Source organism: Streptomyces sp. NPDC087215, assembly GCF_044744885.1.
In the GTDB taxonomy this organism is placed as follows: domain Bacteria; phylum Actinomycetota; class Actinomycetes; order Streptomycetales; family Streptomycetaceae; genus Streptomyces.
Genome location: NZ_JBIUZD010000018.1, coordinates 1 through 16,912 on the forward strand (window position 1 = coordinate 1; position 16,912 = coordinate 16,912).

General features: G+C 73.6%; 17 protein-coding genes and 1 pseudogene. 11 read left to right on the plus strand and 7 right to left on the minus strand.

The genetic code is table 11. The annotated features are described in order from the left end of the window. The 3 genes and pseudogenes from ACIO92_RS30445 to ACIO92_RS30455 all read right to left on the minus strand — a co-directional run. Positions 1 to 212: pseudogene (locus tag ACIO92_RS30445) on the minus strand (urease subunit alpha); the annotation flags it as partial. Continuing rightward, positions 209 to 991, minus strand: a complete 783-nt coding sequence (gene ureA, locus ACIO92_RS30450; RefSeq protein WP_402280775.1) for an urease subunit gamma — start codon at positions 989 to 991, stop codon at positions 209 to 211. The gene ureA and the pseudogene ACIO92_RS30445, both read right to left, overlap by 4 nt. Before the next feature lie 563 nt (positions 992 to 1,554). After that, positions 1,555 to 2,136 carry a TetR/AcrR family transcriptional regulator gene (locus ACIO92_RS30455; RefSeq protein ID WP_401242080.1) on the minus strand — a complete coding sequence of 194 codons (582 nt, stop codon included), beginning with the start codon at positions 2,134 to 2,136 and terminating at the stop codon, positions 1,555 to 1,557. Positions 2,137 to 2,325: 189 nt separating this feature from the next. Between ACIO92_RS30455 and ACIO92_RS30460 the strand changes: the two genes are divergently transcribed. The 8 genes from ACIO92_RS30460 (at position 2,326) to ACIO92_RS30495 (ending at position 10,854) form a co-directional block, all read left to right on the plus strand. After that, positions 2,326 to 2,967 (plus strand): TetR/AcrR family transcriptional regulator, encoded by a 642-nt coding sequence (locus ACIO92_RS30460; RefSeq protein ID WP_366444556.1) that lies wholly within the window; start codon positions 2,326 to 2,328, stop codon positions 2,965 to 2,967. A 299-nt stretch (positions 2,968 to 3,266) separates the two neighbouring features. Beyond that, entirely contained in the window at positions 3,267 to 4,463 is a 1,197-nt protein-coding gene (locus tag ACIO92_RS30465) for an agmatine deiminase family protein (protein WP_402280773.1), read from the plus strand. A 55-nt stretch (positions 4,464 to 4,518) separates the two neighbouring features. Continuing rightward, complete coding sequence (locus tag ACIO92_RS30470) at positions 4,519 to 5,424, plus strand: DUF4436 domain-containing protein (RefSeq protein ID WP_402280771.1); 906 nt, start codon at positions 4,519 to 4,521, stop codon at positions 5,422 to 5,424. 215 nt (positions 5,425 to 5,639) lie between these two features. Next, positions 5,640 to 6,524, plus strand: a complete 885-nt coding sequence (locus ACIO92_RS30475; protein WP_402280769.1) for a hypothetical protein — start codon at positions 5,640 to 5,642, stop codon at positions 6,522 to 6,524. A gap of 211 nt (positions 6,525 to 6,735) precedes the next feature. After that, positions 6,736 to 7,827 (plus strand): substrate-binding domain-containing protein, encoded by a 1,092-nt coding sequence (locus ACIO92_RS30480; protein WP_366444560.1) that lies wholly within the window; start codon positions 6,736 to 6,738, stop codon positions 7,825 to 7,827. Between the two features lie 110 nt (positions 7,828 to 7,937). Next, the gene (locus ACIO92_RS30485; RefSeq protein ID WP_366444561.1) at positions 7,938 to 8,714 is read left to right on the plus strand and encodes an ATP-binding cassette domain-containing protein; all 777 of its coding nucleotides are present in this window, start codon (positions 7,938 to 7,940) and stop codon (positions 8,712 to 8,714) included. Beyond that, positions 8,711 to 10,000, plus strand: a complete 1,290-nt coding sequence (locus ACIO92_RS30490; RefSeq protein WP_366444562.1) for an ABC transporter permease subunit — start codon at positions 8,711 to 8,713, stop codon at positions 9,998 to 10,000. Before ACIO92_RS30485 ends, ACIO92_RS30490 begins: the two co-directional genes overlap by 4 nt. Before the next feature lie 263 nt (positions 10,001 to 10,263). After that, entirely contained in the window at positions 10,264 to 10,854 is a 591-nt protein-coding gene (locus tag ACIO92_RS30495) for a GNAT family N-acetyltransferase (RefSeq protein ID WP_402060247.1), read from the plus strand. A 67-nt stretch (positions 10,855 to 10,921) separates the two neighbouring features. Here ACIO92_RS30495 and ACIO92_RS30500 read toward each other — a convergent pair whose 3' ends face one another. Next, on the minus strand, positions 10,922 to 11,296 hold the full coding sequence (locus ACIO92_RS30500) for a VOC family protein (RefSeq protein WP_351784154.1): 375 nt from the start codon (positions 11,294 to 11,296) through the stop codon (positions 10,922 to 10,924). A gap of 267 nt (positions 11,297 to 11,563) precedes the next feature. Further along, positions 11,564 to 12,241 carry a hypothetical protein gene (locus tag ACIO92_RS30505; protein WP_366444564.1) on the minus strand — a complete coding sequence of 226 codons (678 nt, stop codon included), beginning with the start codon at positions 12,239 to 12,241 and terminating at the stop codon, positions 11,564 to 11,566. Positions 12,242 to 12,375: 134 nt separating this feature from the next. Between ACIO92_RS30505 and ACIO92_RS30510 the strand changes: the two genes are divergently transcribed. After that, positions 12,376 to 12,738 carry a hypothetical protein gene (locus tag ACIO92_RS30510; RefSeq protein WP_366444565.1) on the plus strand — a complete coding sequence of 121 codons (363 nt, stop codon included), beginning with the start codon at positions 12,376 to 12,378 and terminating at the stop codon, positions 12,736 to 12,738. A gap of 491 nt (positions 12,739 to 13,229) precedes the next feature. Next, positions 13,230 to 13,865 carry a beta-glucanase gene (locus ACIO92_RS30515; RefSeq protein WP_366444625.1) on the plus strand — a complete coding sequence of 212 codons (636 nt, stop codon included), beginning with the start codon at positions 13,230 to 13,232 and terminating at the stop codon, positions 13,863 to 13,865. Between the two features lie 374 nt (positions 13,866 to 14,239). Here ACIO92_RS30515 and ACIO92_RS30520 read toward each other — a convergent pair whose 3' ends face one another. Further along, positions 14,240 to 15,244: a MerR family transcriptional regulator gene (locus ACIO92_RS30520; RefSeq protein ID WP_402280765.1), complete on the minus strand. Its 1,005-nt coding sequence runs from the start codon at positions 15,242 to 15,244 to the stop codon at positions 14,240 to 14,242. A 3-nt stretch (positions 15,245 to 15,247) separates the two neighbouring features. Further along, positions 15,248 to 15,928: a HEAT repeat domain-containing protein gene (locus tag ACIO92_RS30525; RefSeq protein WP_366444567.1), complete on the minus strand. Its 681-nt coding sequence runs from the start codon at positions 15,926 to 15,928 to the stop codon at positions 15,248 to 15,250. Positions 15,929 to 16,132: 204 nt separating this feature from the next. Here ACIO92_RS30525 and ACIO92_RS30530 point away from each other — a divergent pair, with 204 nt between their 5' ends. Then, on the plus strand, positions 16,133 to 16,864 hold the full coding sequence (locus tag ACIO92_RS30530; RefSeq protein WP_366444568.1) for a hypothetical protein: 732 nt from the start codon (positions 16,133 to 16,135) through the stop codon (positions 16,862 to 16,864). Positions 16,865 to 16,912 lie beyond the last annotated feature (48 nt).

A 16,912-nucleotide genomic window follows, 5' to 3' on the forward strand; every position in this document is an offset into this window, starting at 1 on the left:
TGCAGCCCGTCCCGGGCGGTCTTCCCGAACCCGGCCAGGAACTCGTCCCCCGGCTTCTGCGCGTCCGACTCCACCCGCACGACGAGCCCGGAGTCACCGAGCCTGACCCGGTCCCCCGCCCGTGGCCCGTGCACGGACGCGTACTCGTGGGGGTCGATGTGCCGGCTGACGCCCGGCGCGCAGTGGTCACCATGTCTCGTGGGCCTGCTCACGCGGGTGCCCCTTTCTGTTCCGTACCTGTCCCGGGGAGCGGTCGCGCGCCCCGGTATCCGCAGGCGACCGCCCGCCGCAGGGCCGCCTCCAGGGCTCCGGGCGCGTCCAGCGGTCCGTCGACCAGGCCCGCGAAGCCGATGACGACCCGGGCACCGCCGATCGGCACGAGGCCCACCTCGACGCTCTGTCCGGGGTCGAAGCGGGTCGACGATCCGGCGGGGGCCGCGAGCCGCATCCCGTAGGCGGCGGCACGGTCGAAGTCGAGGCGCGGGTTGACCTCGAAGAAGTGGAAGTGCGAGGTGACGCTCACCGGCACGGTCGCCGTGTTCCGCACGATGAGGGTCAGTACGGGCTCGGGCACGGCCACCGGTTCCGGACCGGGCAGTACGGCTCCGGGGGCCGCGTCGCCGCCGCCCTGGCCGCCGTCTTCCTGGCGTCGGCCCTGAACGCCGCCCTCCCGGCCGTCACCCTCCCGGCCGCCGAACGGCTCGGAGATGACGGCGAGCCGGGTGCCGTCGTCGAAGACGGCCTCCACCTGGATCTCGGTGACCACGTCGGCGACACCGGGCAGCACGTCGTCGGGGCCGAGGACCGACCGTCCGCGTGCCACGGCGTCGGCGAGGCGCTCACCGTCGCGGGCCGCCTCGCAGACCGTGTCCGCGATGAGCGCGGTGGCCTCGGGGACGTTGAGCCGCAGACCGCGCGCGTGCCGGGCACGGGCGAGTTCGGCGGCGGTGAACAGCAGCAGGCGGTCCCGCTCTGTGGGGGTCAACGGCATGTCGGCCTCGGGTGGGTCGCGTCCATGGAGGGGTTCCTTCCTCCCCTGCGCGGAGGCGGGGAGCGGAGGGGGCGGGCACCGCGCCCCGGCGCTCGGCTCCGTGGAGCGAGCGGGGCGGGCGTGGCCCGGCGTGAACTCACTGTGGCACTGACTGAAAACTCAGTCAAGAGTGGAGCGAGCGTGAACCACGGGGGAAGGAAGGGGTGTTCTCGGGGCGGGCGGGGAACCGTGCGTCGACGCCAGGACACAGTCCGGCCGGGCCGGATCCGGATCGTGACGAGAAGCCGGGCGGCTGCCCTTCACGGCGGAGGGCGACGATCCGGGACGGGCGGCCGATGCGGGCGGGCCGGAAGTCCGGGTGGCTGCGGTCGCACACGGGGACGACGGTCCGGGCCGGAGGGCCGAACAGGCCGGAGGTCCCCCGGGCCGCCATCGCCCCACTGGTCGGGATGCGTCCGCGCAGGGACGACAAAAGGGCGGCCCATGAGGGCACACCCACGCGAACCCGCGGAGGCGGGAACGACACGCCTCCCCCACCTCACCGGCCGGGAGAAGCGTCGGCGTCACACCCCGCGCAGGGCCGCCAACTCCACCTCGACGGCCTCCCTCAGGAGCGTGCGCGCGTGGTCGATCGCGAGGCCGCCGCTCAGCCAGCGCATACTCAGGCCCTCCAGAAGGGCGGTGAGCCGTTCGGCGGCGGAGGCGAGCGCGGCAGCCGGGGCCATCGGGTGCACCTGACCCAGGAGCGCCGCCACCTCCTGCACCCATACGAGGGTCGCCCGCGCCAGGTCCTCGCGCAGGACCGGATCGAAGACGGCGCTCGCCCGCAGTTCGCCCCAGGCCGAACTGTTCTCGCGTACCTCGGGGGCATCCTGGAGTTCCAGGAGGAGGACCTCGTCGAGTTCCTCGCGGGCGGTCAGCGGCTCCGCGTCGGGGTCGCGCGAGGTGGTGTACCGCTCAGCACGGTCGTTGATGAACTCCAGCGTGCTGCGCAGGATCCCGGTGCGGTCCTTGAAGTGGTAGTAGATCAGGCCGGTCGAGACCCCGGCCTCCGCCGCGAGTTCGTCCACACGAAGCCCGCGGACCCCGCGCCGGGCGATGACCCGGGCGGCCGCTTCCAGGATCTGAGTACTGCGAGACGCCATGTCGTGAACCCTATCCGGCCCGTCGGCCCGCGTGATCACGGCCGGGGCGCACCACCGGCACCGCGCGCGGTGCCGCATCCGGTACGGAGTGCGCGACTCGGGTCTCACCCGGCCATGCGATTGACTAAAGTTTCAGTCAACAGTACGGGGTCCGGTGGAAGACCGGGCCCGGAGAAGAAGGAGCAGCCGGTGGCGGGGACGAAGGACCGGAGACGGGCGATCCTGGACGCGGCCGCCCGGCTGATCGCCCGCCGGGGAGTACGGGGGCTCCGGGTCGAGGAGCTGGCCGCCGAGGCGGGGGTCTCCAAGGCCCTCGTCTACTACCACTTCGAGGACCGCGCGGGACTCCTGCGCGGCACGCTCGCGTTCGTCGGAGCCCGCGCCGAGCGGTGCGCGCGGAGCGACCCGCCGGACCGCGAGGGCCCCGGCGCGCCGCTCGCGGAACTGGAGCGGCGACTGCTCAGGGAGATCGAGGACGTGCCGGAGGCGCGGGAGAACAGCGCGGCCCGGGGCGAGCTGCGGGCCGGGGCCGTCTTCGACCCCGAACTGCGCGAGGAGCTGGAGCGGGCGAGCGGGGCGTGGGTCCGCGAGGTGGCGGACCTGCTCGCGGGGGTGGCCCCCGGGCTCCCGGACCGGGAGCTCGTCGCGGCGGCGGAGCGGCTCACCGCCCTCGTCGAGGGGCTGGGCACCCGCTGGCTGATCGGCATCCTGCCGGTGGCCCACGCGCGGACACTGCTGCGGGAGGCGGTCGCGGCGGAGGCCCACCACCTGGGACTGCCGGACCGGCGAAAGACGGCGCACGACGATGTACGCGCGGGACTGACGGGCTGACGACCCGAGGACCGGACGGACGGCGAACGCCCGCAGGCCGCAGGCCGCAGGCCGCAGGCCGCAGGCCGCAGGCCGCAGAACCTACCCACTCTCGACCCAGGCCACCGACCCGCCGGGCCCCCGTCAGCCGCGCCACCCCCTCTGACCTCGCCCAACACCCACCCGTCCCGGTTTGACTGAAAATCCAGTCAGTGCCACAGTGAAGCTCACGGCCACCCGAGACCCAGGCCTTCGAATCCCGCCGCACCGTGCGCGCCATCATGAATCGCCCCGGTTTGGGCGGATAGTCTCGCCAGCCCATGAACGGAGCAGCCTTGTCCCCCTTCTCCCCCTCCCGCCGTACGGCCCTGCGCGCCTTCGCCGGGATCGGCGGCGTCCTCGCCCTGGGTGCCTCCGCCTGCGGACCCGGCGGGTCGGCTCCCGCCGGGTCCGCCGCCTCGTCCCGGCCCGCCACCGGCTCGGCGAGCCCCGCCGCCGCACGCGGCGAGCGCCGCTTCGGTGCCGAGTGGGAGAGCCACACCCGTACCTTCATGTCGTGGCCCGCCCTCACCGAGGTGTGGGAGGAGGACCTGCGGTACGTGCGCCAGGACATCGCCGCCATCGCGCGGGCCGTCGGCGAGTACGAGGCGGTCGTGATGATGGCGCGGCCGGACCAGGTCGCGGCGGCCCAGCGGGCCTGTGGCTCGCAGGTCGAGGTGATCCCGCTGCCGGTGGACGACCTGTGGGCCCGCGACACCGTGCCCGTTTTCGTGGAGGACGGGAAGCAGCTCGTCGGCATCGACTTCAACTTCAACGGCTGGGGCGGCAAGCAGGCCCACGCCGACGACACCCAGGTGGCGAGGCGGCTGCTCCAGAAGTACGGCATCCCCCGCAAGCGGGCGCCACTGGTCTCGGAGGGCGGCTCGTTCGAGACGGACGGCGAGGGCACCCTCCTCATCACGGAGAGCTCGATCGTCAACGACAACCGCAACAAGGGGAAGACCCGCGACGAGATCGAGGACGAGCTGATCGAGACCCTCGGCGTGGAGAAGGTGGTCTGGCTGGCGGGTGTGCGCGGCGAGGACATCACCGACGCGCACGTGGACAGTCTCGTCCGGTTCACCGCCCCGGGCGTGGTCCTTCTGGACCAGGCATTCCCCGGCTCTCCCCCGGACTCGTGGTCGCGGTCGGCGGACCAGGCGCGGTCGGTCCTGGAGAAGGCCACGGACGCGCGGGGCCGCCGGTTCGAGATCGTGGACCTGCCGCAGCCCGATCTCGACCGGATCACCGGGGAGGGCGACGACTTCGTGTCGACGTACGCGAACTTCTACGTGGCGAACGACTCCGTCTTCATGCCCCAGTTCGGCGACCGCAAGGCCGACGACCGGGCGCGGAGCATCCTGCGGGAGCACTTCCCCGGCCGTGATGTCGTGCGGGTGCGGATCGACACCATCGCCTCGGGCGGCGGCGGCATCCACTGCGCGACCCACGACCAGCCCGGCAAGCCCGCCGCCTGACATCCATAAGAGCATCCCCTCCTCCCGTCCCTCCCCCATCCCCGGAGCCGCGGCCGTGCCACCGAGACGACGTCACCTCCCGGCCCCCGGCAGGGCGCTCGGCACGGCCGTCGTGCTGCTGGGCGTCGTGGCGGCCGTGCTCTGCGGGCTGTGGCTGCAGTTCGGCGAGCGCCAGGACCAGGAGACCCGGCACACCGCCGGGACGCGGGCCCCCGACCGGATCGACATCGACGCCTCCGTACAGCGCGTCGACGCGGCCGGGCGAGAACTGGTGCTCCGGCTCCTCGTCACCCCGCGCGGCGCGCTCGCGGAGGCGGGCGGGGTCGCGCCCGCCGAGGAGCTGACGCTCCAGACCTCGTCGTCCGTGCGCGGTGACATCGTCTTCCCCGCGCACCGCCGCATCGGGACGGTCGACGTCCCGGTGACGCTGACGGGCGGCTCGATCACGGACTATCCGTTCGACGCGTACGACGCCCAGATGGAGTTCGGCGCGGTCCAGGGCGGCGCGGGCGTCCCGGTCCGCATGACGCTCGTCAACCGGGACGCCCTGTTCGCCCTCGGGGTGGACGCCTCGGAGGACCGAGGCACCGCGGTCTTCGCGGCGGAGGTGGTCCGGTCGCGGAGCGTCCTCGTCTTCGCCGTCTTCATGATGCTGGCGATGTGGGCGCTCACCGTCGCCGTGCTCCTGGGCGGCAGGCACCTCGTGGTGCGGCGCGCGGGCCTCACCTGGCCCGCGCTCGGCTGGATGGCGGCGACGCTGTTCGCCCTGGCCGCGTTCCGCAACGCCGCGCCGGGCGCGCCGCCGATCGGCAGTCTCCTCGACTACCTGGCCTTCTTCTGGGCGGAGACGCTCATCGCGTTCTGTGTGATCGTGGTGGTGGTCGCCGCCGTACGGGCGGAGGGTCCGCCGCCGCGCGAGCCGGTCGGCCCCGGCGGTGCGGGGGCCCCTTCACACCCATGACCGGGGAGCACGGCGATCCGGTCGCCGTGCTGAACGGAGCCGTTCCGCGATGCCGTCCCGGGCCGCTGGCCACGCGGGCGGGTGCAGCGGGCCTCCCGGCCCGGCGGCGGCCGTCGTGTGACCCGATCTGAGTAGGCGTACTCATGCCGCCCGTCCGGCCCCGGCAGGATCATGGGCGCCACGGTGTGCGCGGGCGCGAGGGGACGGGGAACGGCATGAACAAGATCGTGGCCGGATGTGTGGTCGCGGGGCTCGCGGTCGGCGCGCTGATCCTGGCGTACGCGGTGGGGGCACCGCCCGGGACGGTGCTCGCCGTCGGGGCGGGAGTCCTCGGACTGCTGTGGCTGCTGGTGCTCCTGACGGCCCCCTGGAGCCTGTACTTCCGGGCGCACACGGTGCTCACCGAGATCGGGACCAGCCGGGAGAAGGGCCTCGCCGTCGCCCCGGAGCGGGAGGCCGAGGCCCGGCGGATCGCCCGGGTGATGCTGCGGGTCGCGGTCGCCGGGCACGTGGGGACGGCCGCGGCGGCCCTCGCCGTGGCGGTGGCGACCGGGCGCGCGGCGGGCTACTGGTGCGCCGGGTTCTTCCTCCTCAGCACCTTCTTCCGGCCCGCCGGCGCGTACTTCGGGCAACTGCGGCGCAGGCTCGGCGGGCTGCTCGTGGACGTGACGTTCCCCCGGGACGACGTGGTGGCGCTGACCGGCCGGGTGGCGTCGCTGGAGAGCGGCGGGGCGGTCCTGGAGGCCAAGGCGGAGGAGCAGTACCGGGCCCTGGCCGAGCTGCGCCGTACCGTGGACGCGGTCGGGCTGTCCGCGCAGGCGCGGTCGGACGGGACGGACCGGAAGATCGCCGCACTGGCGCGCGAGTTCGAGTCGACCATCGACCGGCTGACCGACAACGAGGAGATCATCACCGGTCTGAAGGCCTTCCTCCGGGTACTGCGCGCCACCGACGTCACCGGGGGCCCCGGGCCCACCGCTCACGGCAATCCCACCGATCACGGCAGCCTCACCACTCACGGCAGTCCCACCGCTCACGGCAGTCCCACCGCTCATGACGTCCACGACGTCCACGGACCGGTGGGTCCCCCGCGGTCCTGATGCGGGACCGCTCCACGCGCGCGTGGAGCCCGATCCGCCGCCTCCGGCCGTGCCCCCGGCCACGAACCGGCCCGCGCGGGCGGCTGCCGGTGACGTCACCCGCTTGCCGGTCCCGGGCTTGCCGCTAGGGTCGATATGTAGGCCACAGAGGCACGTCCTGGTTCCCGCGCTCACGAGGGGTCGGGGAAGGGGCGTCCGGAAGGAGCCTCCCATGACCCGTACATTGCGGGGCGCGATAGCCCTCGCCGGAGCCACCGCCCTCTGTCTGGGTGCGGTGGCGACCGGCGGAGCGGCCCAGCCCGCCGTGTCGTCGGCCGCGCAGGGCGATGTGAAGATCGGTCTGCTGCTGCCGGAGAGCAAGACCACCCGGTACGAGAAGTTCGACCGGCCCTACATCGAGGCGAAGATCAAGGAACTGGTGCCCGGGGCGCACATCGACTACTACAACGCGGCGGAGAGCGCCACCACGCAGCAACAGCAGGTGAACACCGCGCTGGCGAAGGGCGACAAGGTCCTCATCCTGGACGCGGTGGACGCGAAGTCGATCCAGTCGTCCGTGCAGAAGGCGCACGACGCGGGCGTGAAGGTCGTCGCGTACGACCGTCTCGCGCAGGGACCGGTCGACGCGTATGTCTCGTACGACAACTACAAGGTGGGCCAGCTCCAGGGCAAGGCGCTCCTCTCCGCTCTGGGTGACAAGGCGAAGACCGGCGAGATCGTGATGCAGAACGGTTCGCCGACCGACCCGAACGCGGCCCAGTTCAAGGCGGGCGCGCATTCCGTCCTGGACGGCAAGGTGAAGATCGGCAAGGAGTACGACACGCCGAACTGGGACCCCAACAACGCCAACCAGCAGATGTCCGGCGCCATCAGCGCACTCGGCAAGGACAACATCGTCGGTGTCTACTCGGCCAACGACGGTCTCGCGGCGGGCATCTCCACCGCGCTCCAGGCGGCGGGCATACGCGTGCCGCTGACCGGTCAGGACGCCCAGCTCGACGCGGTCCAGCGGATCCTGGCCGGCACCCAGACGATCACCATCGAGAAGCCGTACAAGGCGGAGGCGGACATCGCGGCGACGATGGCGGTCGACCTCGCCCAGGGCAAGCCGATGCCCTCGGACCTGACGCCCACCACCGCCACCAGCGGCAGCGGCCAGAAGGTCCCGGCCACCCTGCTCACCCCGGTCGTGGTCGACAAGGGCAACATCAAGGACACCGTCGTGAAGGACGGCATGTACACGGTCAACGAGATCTGCACCCCGGCCTACGCCGCGGCCTGCAAGGCGGCCGGTCTCCAGTAGCCGCGAGGCGTTCCGGCGGCCCGAAGGCGGGTCCCGTCCCGGCGCCCGGCCCACCCCTCCGGGGAACGGGCCGGGGCCGTACGGGCGGGCGAGCGGAGGAGGCGGTTCCCTTGCCGGAGTCACCCGTGCTCAGTCTCCGGGGGGTCTCCAAACGGTTCGGCGCGGTCCAGGCGCTGCGGGACGTCGACCTGGACGTGAGCGCCGGTGAGGTGGTCGCGCTCGTCGGCGACAACGGCGCCGGGAAGTCCACGGTGGTGAAGGCGGTCGCCGGGGTCGGTCCGCCCGACGAGGGTGTCATCGCGTGGGAGGGGCGGCCGGTCTCGATCGGCCGCCCGCACGACGCGCAGGGCCTGGGCATCGCCACCGTCTACCAGGACCTGGCGCTCTGCGACAACCTCGACGTGGTCGCCAATCTGTTCCTGGGGCGGGAGCTGCGCCGTTTCGGCGTGCTCGACGAGGTCCGGATGGACCAGCGGGCGCGGGAACTGCTCGACACGCTGTCGATCCGCATCCCGAGCGTCCGCATCCCCGTCGCCTCGCTGTCGGGCGGCCAGCGCCAGACGGTGGCGATCGCGCGTTCGCTGCTCGGCTCGCCGAAGGTGGTGATCCTGGACGAGCCCACCGCCGCCCTCGGCGTGGAGCAGACCGCGGAGGTCCTCGACCTGGTGGAACGCCTCCGTGAGCGGGGCCTGGGGACGATCCTGATCAGTCACAGCATGGTGGACGTGATGGCGGTCGCCGACCGGATCGCGGTGCTGCGCCTGGGCCGGAACAACGGTTTCTTCGACCGGCGGTCCACCACCTCGGAGGAGATCGTCTCGGCCATCACCGGGGCCACCGAGAGCGCCGTCACCCGCCGTGAGGCCCGCAGGCGGGAGGAGCGATGAGAGGGGACCGGGGCCGTGGGGCAGACGGCCCCGGCGGGGCGGGCCAGGAACCGGCGCCCGGCGCGGTGCCCGCCGTCGACACCCGGCTCCTCGTCCGCGAGGAGGGGATCAGGGGGTACGCGCGGGAGTTCCGGCGCAAGCTGCGGAGCGGGGAACTGGGCTCGCTGCCGGTGATCCTGGCCGTCGTCGTCATCTGGACGGTGTTCGGCAGTCTCGACGACGCCTTCCTGTCGGCGCAGAACCTGTCCGACCTCAGCCAGCAGATCGTCGGCACCGGCATGATCGCGGTCGGCGTCGTCTTCGTCCTGCTGCTCGGCGAGATCGACCTGTCCGTCGGTTCGGTCAGCGGCCTGTGCGCGGCGATCTTCGCCGTGCTCAACGTCCTGAACGGGATGAACCAGTGGCTGGCGCTGCTCGTCGCCGTCGCGGGCGGTGCCGTCGTCGGCCTGATCCACGGCTTCTTCTTCGCCGAGGTCGGCGTCCCGGCCTTCGTCGTCACCCTGGCCGGGAACCTGGCCTGGAACGGTCTGATGCTCCAGGTGCTCGGCAGCAGCGGCACCGTGAACATCCCCGAGGACAGCATCGTCTCCCGGCTGTACTCGACGATGTACGGCAGTCCGGTCGCCGCCTACACGACGGCCGCCGTGGGGGTGGGGCTCTTCCTGGCCTCCTCGCTGCTGGACGCGGGGCGGCGCGCGGCGGCCGGGGTGCCGTCCCGGCCGGTCACCGAGATCGTGCTGCGCACCCTGGCGCTCGCCGTGCCCGCCTTCGCCGCCGCGTACGTCCTGAACCGCTACCAGGGGCTTCCGCTGGCCCTGCTGATCTTCCTGGTCGTGCTGGTGCTTCTGGACTTCGTGCTGCGGCGGACCGTGTACGGGCGCCGGATCTTCGCGGTCGGCGGCAGCATCGAGGGCGCGCGCCGGGCGGGCATCAGCGTGCCGTTCATCCGGATGAGCGTCTTCTCGATCGCGGGGACGATGGCTGCGGTCGGCGGCGTCTTCCTCGCGGGGCAGATCCAGTCGGCGAGCCAGACGTCCGGCGGCGGCAATCTGCTGATGAACGTGATCGCCGCCGCCGTCATCGGTGGTACGAGCCTGTTCGGCGGCCGTGGTTCCGTGTGGTCCGCGCTGCTCGGCGCGCTGGTGATCGGGTCGATCCAGTCGGGCATGAACATCATGGGTGTGAGCAATGCCGTGCAGTTCATGATCACGGGTTCGGTGCTGCTGGCCGCCGTGGTCGTCGACTCCGTCTCCCGCCGGAGCCAGAAGGCCGCCGGACGCGCCTGAGCGGCCCGGCGGGCCGCGCCCGGCGGGCCGCGCCCGGCGCCGGGAGCCCGTCCCCCGGCGCCGTTCCGCTCAGCACGCGCGCGTGGGGGCCTCCAACGGTCGTGGACCGTCGGTGTGCGAAGAATCCCGGCTTGTCGGCGTGCCGCAGCGGGACCTGGTGGTGCACGGGGTGTCGTGGTGGCCCGGGACGGCGAGTTCCCCCGCTGAAGGTTCCCCCGGGCGGCAGGACTCCGCCCCGGCGCCAGCCGGTTAGGCTGCTGGTCATGAACACGGCCATGATCGGCGGCGGAGCCGACGAGCCCGTCCTCCTCGGGCCGGAGGAGCTGGCGTCCGACCCGGACCGCTGGGCCCGGTTCACCGAATCGGCCCACCGCGTCCTGGCGGACCTGGTCCGTGGAGGCGCCGCGCTCGGCTGGGTCGAACCGCCCTCCCCCGACGAGGTGGCGGACCTCCTCGGTCGTGCCCTCCGCGCGGCGCGGGCCGGTGACGGGGCCCTGCGCGCCGCGTACGTCGGCGGGCGGCCGGTCGGGCTCGGGTACTGGCTCCGCCACACCCGGCCGACCCATCGTCCGCACGCCGATCTGCAGAAGATCGCGGTGGACTCCGCCGCCCAGGGTCTCGGCGTGGGCCGGGCGCTCACCGCCGCCCTGATCGCCGACGCCAGAAGGGCGGGGATCGAGGTCCTCACCCTGGACGCCCGTGGTGACAACGTCCACGCCCTGCGTCTCTACCGGTCGTTGGGCTTCAGCGAGTACGGCCGGCTGCCCGCGTTCGTCGCCGTCGGGGAGCGCCGCTACGACAAGGTCTTCTGCATGGTGGACCTGCGCCCGGCGGGGCCCCGCCACCCGGGGTGACGGGGCCGCCACCGGCCGGTTCGCCGCCGTCCTCACTCCGGGGGCGGGACGGACCGGCGGAACCGCCCTACAGGTAGGGCCGGGTGATCAGCTCGAAGGCATGGCCCGCGGGGTCCTTGAAGTAGACGCCCCTGCCGCCGTGTTCGGTGTTGGTCTCACCGGGGCGCCGCATCTGCGGGTCGGCCCAGTGCTCGACGCCCTGTTCGCGGAGGCGCGCGTAGGCCCGCTCGAACAGTTCGTCGTCGACGAGGAACGCGTAGTGCTGCATCTGGATCTCGACCGGCGGCTCGGCGAACTGGATGAGCACGCCGTCGGAGAGCTGGACGTTGAGGAAGGGGCCCCAGGACGGCGCTTCCGGGAGTTCGAGCAACTCCCGGAAGAACCGGGCGGATTCCTCGCGGTCCACTGCCGCGATGATGGTGTGGTTGAAGGTTGCTGCCATGGGAACGACCTCGCTGTGGTCTCGGTGGGACGGAACTCGCGGTGCTCGTGCACCGGGGAGGTCCGCGCCCCGAACCACGGGGGTGCCGGAGAGGCACCCGCCGAGCGGTCAGTCGTCCACCGGATGGCCCGTCTGGGAGTGGCGTCGCTGCGCCGGTCCGGTGTTCACGGCGAGGACGCTACTTGATCGCCCTCGCCCGGGGCAAGGGCCTTCCGGGGCCGGTGGGTTCCGGCGCCGCCGTCCGGACCTTCGTCCGCCGCGTCCGGGTCAGCCCACGAACTCCCGGTCGCCGTAACGGATTTCCGCCTGCTTCCAGTCTGCGCCCAGGGACACCGTGAAATCCCGTGCCAGCGGCAGGTCGGCGAGCCGTGCGACGAGCACGAGGTGTCCGTCGAGGGTGACCGAGCCGCCTCCGAGCCTCTCGCGGGCCTTCGGGTCCGCGAGCAGGCCCGCGCGCAGGTCGGCGGCCCGGACGCCGGGCACCTCGATCTCGACGGCGTCGGTCTCCGGGGACGTACGGGGCAGGCAGCGGAAGGTGAGCACGGCCTCCTGGTGGTACCGCTTGGCGATGATGGCCGCGATGTGGCGCAGGGAGTCGGGACCTGCCCGGTTCACGTCGAACTCGCGCGAGCGCTCGTAGGTCGTGCGCTTCAGCTCCTCGGACCAGAACACGCCGTCGAGGAGGGTCGACCCGCCGGGCCGCGCGCCGTGGGCGCGGATGATCCCGCGCACCTCGTGCTCGAAGTGGCGCAGCCGGGTCGTGAGCCGGGGGTCGTCCGGGTCGGTGATGATCGCGGTGTTGTCGGTGGCGAAGATCTCTCCGGCGGGGCAGCCGGGCAGGACGGGGCTCGCGTAGGTGCTCTGCGCGCCGGTGATGCCGAGGAGGAGGGCCGCCAGGGAGGTCGCCAGGAGGCGGAAGCGGCGGCGGGGGGCGAGGTTCTTCATGGCGGGGTCAACGAGCCGGGGCGGGGATCGTCGCGCCCGGCGTCCGGGATGAGTACCCGTGCTCATTCCCCGGCGACCGCGCCCGCTCCTACCGTGGTGCCACGGCACGACGACGCGGAACGGGGAGAGGAACCATGAGTCATCACGGACGGGGGGCTCCGGGGCGGGTCCGGAGCAGGTGGCCGACGGCCTATCTGGTGACGGTCGCGGGGCTGACCGGGTGCGGGGTGCTGCTCGGCACGATGGTCACCTACGTCTCGATCTTCGCGACGGACAGCTGCGGGACGGGTACCGGCCCTTCGGCCGTCTGTACCACGGCCGGTCTCCTCACCCTGTGGGCGCTGCCGTGGCTGGGGCTCGGGGTCGCGGCGGCGGCCTCGGCGGTGCTCGGGGTGGTGGCGTGGCGGCGGGAGCGGGCGCCGTGGCCGTGGCTGGGGGCCGGTGTCGTGCTGTACCTGGGGTCGCTCGCCGGGGCCTGGGCGGTCATGGTCGCGTGACGGGGCGGGGTCGGGATGGACGGGGGCACGCACTCGCCAAGGCGCGTCCGTGGTCACGGTCACGGTCACGGTCACGGTCACGCGGAAAGGTCACCGCCCGTCCGCCCGGCACACCTCTCGTACGAGCGCTCGCGGGCTTTCGGGGGGTACGTCCACGGCGCGGCACCCGAGGTCGAGCGCCTCGGTCGGTTCGGCCCTTCCGGGCCGGGGCCACGGGGCCGGAGGGCTCCTCCCGTGCCCCTCGGCACAGCGCACGTCCCGTGCCCCCGAGCAGGGAATGTGACGACTTGTCGCCAACCGGACACGCTCCGCGCATACACGGGACACGCTGGGGCAGATCGCCCATGGGCCTGTGACTGCCCGCGCGAAAGGAGTGTGCCGTGCTGTCCGACCTCCTCGACCGGTTGTTGAGACGCGGTGCCGTTCCCCCCGGCGGCGGGCGCGAAGGCACCGGCGGCCCCGGACGTCCCTCGCCACCGGGGCAGCTCGTCCTGGACGCCGACTTCTCCTCCACCGAGCAGTGGACGGCCGGCCGGTCGTGGGCGTATCCAGGCGGAGGCCCGACCAATCCGGGGGACAACAAGCTGGACCACCTCGTGGAGGACCCCGCGTACAGCCGGACGGGGCTCTTCCGCGCCACCCGGCGGTCCGACGGCTACTGGGACACCGGGCTGCTCACCACCGAGGGCAGCACGGAGGGCTTCCAGGTGCGGACGGGCGACACCCTGGAGGCGCGGGTGCGGCTGCCGGAGGAGACCGGGGCCTGGCCCGCGATCTGGACCTGGCTCGACGGCGGGCAGGAGGTCGACGTCTTCGAGTACCACCCGGACAACCCGGACCTGCTCGAACTGTCGAACCGGATCAAGGGCCGCTACCAGTACTTCCGCACCCCCGAGGTCCGCCCCGGGGCGTGGATCGACCTGCGGATCGACTTCGGCTCGCGGAACGTCGTGTGGTGGGTGAACGGTGTGCGGGCCTTCGACGACCGGCGCGGAGTGGGCCGCTCGTGGCGGGCCTACCTCATCGTGAACCTCTCGGTCTGCGCGGGCCGCTACCACCCGGCCCCCGACGCCGGGACGACGGAGATGTCGTACGAGGTGGCGATGTTACGCGTGTACCGGGACTGAGCACGGCGGAGCGGTCCTCCCCGGCGGTCCCCCACGGGCGTCCCCGTCACGGGCCCAGGCCGGTGACGGGCCGGTGACGGGCCGGTCTCCCGGCCGCTTCGTACGGGACCGGTGGCCCTCCGCGTTCCCCGGCGCCCGGAGAAGACCCGCCTCTCCCGTATGCCCGGCCGTCCGTGGAGATGTCCGGCCGCTGTCGTCCTCCGGGCCGTACGCGTGCCGCCCCCACCGGTGCCGTACGAGCCCACCCCCTCCCCCTGGCCAGGCGGCCCCGTGATCCGGGTCGCCTCCCCGCCGGAACCGGTCTCCCCCAGCCGGTTCCGGCCCCCCCGGTCGCGTCCGGTCCTCCCCCGGTCCGGGCGCGGTCCGGGGGTCCCTCAGCCCTCCTGCCGCAGCGTCAGGACGTACCGCGCGGTGAGCGCGACACCGGGGTCCTCGTCGGCGGACAGGTCCCGGAGCGCCCGGTCGGCCGGGTCCCCCGGGATGCCCGCGAGCGCCTGGGCCAGCCGCCGTCGCACGGCCGCCGCGGCCGGGCCGGGGGCGAGCCGTTCCACGAGCAGTCCCGTGATGCGCTCCGCGAGGGCCGGGCGGGACGCGAGCGCGCTCAGCGCGTCGGCGGCCTCCACGTCGTTGACCGCCTCCGCGACCATGTCGACCAGGGTCGGGACCGCCCCGGTGACCCCGCGCGCCGCGAGTGCCGGTGCCGCGCGTCGGCGGACCACCGGGTCGGAGTGGGAGAGGGCGTCCCGCAGGCGGACCGTCGCCTCCTCCGTGGGCAGTTCGGCGAGGGCGAGGACGGCCCGCTCGCGCACCTCCGCCTCGGGGGCGTCGCACGCCTCGGCCAGCAGGGCGGTGGCGTCCTGGCCCGCGCGGGCCAGGGCCCAGCGCAGGGCCCCGGCCACATTCGCGTCCGCTTCGCCCAGGACCGCCTCGACCAGCGCCTTCACCGGCACCGGGGCCTCCTCCGCGACGGAGAGGGCGGCGCGCTGACGTCTGCCCGCGCTCTCCGCGCCGAGCTCCTGGAGGAGGGCGACGATCTGGAGGACGTCCTCCCAGTCGGCCGGTTCCGCCGCGCCGATCCGGCCGAGCCGGGTGAGCAGCGCGGTCTCCGCCGCGATGCGTTCCCTGGTCCGGCGGACCAGGTCGTCGACGAGTCCGGCGGGGGTGAAGCCGGGGTCGTCCAGGGCCGAGCCGACCTCCCGCAGCGAGAGCCCGAGCGAGCGCAGGCTCTCGATGTGGAAGACGCGCCGGATGTCCTCGGTGGAGTACTCCCGGTAGCCCGCGCCGGTGCGGCCGGTGGGCCGGACCAGGCCGAGGGACTCGTAGTGCCGGAGCATTCGGGCGCTGACCCCGGACCGCCTGGCGACCTCGCCGATGAGCACCCGCTACCCCTCCCCCGGGCCCTCGCCGCCGAGTGCGACGACGCGTCTGGCCTGTTCCACGGCGAACTCGAAGCCCTCGTCGGGGTCGCGCAGCAGCCGTCCCGTGGCGACGGCGTGGGCGCGCACCGCGGGGTCGGGGCGGGCGGCGGCCCCGTCGAGGACGGGCACGATCACCTCGCCGAGGGCGATCAGCGCCCGGCTGAGACTGAGCCGGGTCTCCCGCCCGCCGCGTCCGAGCTGGGCGGCGAGGGTCTCGGCGAGCCGCCGTTCCTCCCCCTCGGGGACGAGTACGACGGCGGCGCGCCAGGCGCTCCGGGCGACCTCGTCGTCGGGGTCGGCGAGGAGTTCCGGGGTGATCGCGGGCCAGGCGCGGGGGTCCCCGACCTTGGACAGGGTGTGCAGGGCCTGGCTCCGTGCCTGGGGGAGCTCCGAGCGGACCTCGTCGATCAGCGGCGGGACGGTCGTACCGGCCGGAAGGCGGGTGAGTGCCCAGGTGAGCATCTCGCGGACGGAGAACTCGGGCTCGACGGCGCACCGTTCGACGAGGGTGCCGACGTGTCCCGGGTCGGGGTGGGTGCCGATCTCCAGGGCCGCCCTCAGCCGTACGGACGGCCGGTCGTCCGTCAGCGCGCGCAGGGCCCGGAGGGCCCGCTCCGTCCCCGTGTCCTGATTCTGCGTGGTCATGTCCGAACCACCTCCTCGGCCTCAGTGAAGACCTTGTCATCGTGTCAAGGTCAAGCGGCGGCGTGCCACCGGGGGACGGGCGGGTGGTGTCCTGCGGTCGACTCGCTGAACGGCGGGGGATGGGGGTCCCCCGGCCGGGGGCGTTGCGTAGGCTCGAACGGAGCGTTCCGCGCCCGCGCCGCCCGTACGACGAGGAGGACCCCCATGAACACCGCCGACGAGGGACGGCCGCAGCTCGACGAGGCCAGTGTCCTCAACGCGAAGCGGACGCTGCTCCAACTGCTGGCCCGTGCGGGGGTCTACACCGGGGACGCGGAGGAGCTCATCGGGCTCGTCGAGGCGGGGGCCCTGGCGCTCGCGCACGCGGAGACCGAGGCGGCCGGGCGGCGGGTGCCCGGCGATCGGGGCGAGGAGTACGCGGCCGGGTGGTCGGGGGGTGCCCGGAGCGTGTCGGAGGTGCTCGGCGGGATCGCCGAGAAGGCGCTCCTGAGGGCCGTCACCGCCGGTCCCGAGGAGGACCCGGCCGGGGCGCGCTCTCCGGTGCGGCGGGCGGAGATGGAGCGGGCGAAGGTGGCGGTGACGCCGTTGTACCTCTCGTTCAGCGAGGTCTCCGAGCTGGATCCGGAGGTCACGGAGCAGGTGCTGGGCGCGGTCCTGCGGACGATGGACCCCCGGCGGCGGGCCGGATATCCGGGGGTGGTCGGGGAGTTCGCGTCGGCCCACCGGGCGCGGCTGGAGCGGCTGTACGCGCGGTACGGGCCCGGGGCTCCGATCGCGGTCCACGGGCGTTACTCCCTGGTCCACTCCCCCACCGGTGTCGCCGTGCTCGAACGGCTGGCGGCGGCTCCGTCGGCGCTGCGGGAGGAGTGGGACGCCGCCGAGCTGCCGCCCGTGTGGCTGGACGGGCTGAGGTCGGCGTGGGAGTCCCTCGGCTGACCGCAAGCCCTTTCCCCGGTGTGCTCCTCCGGCCACCGGACGAGGTCC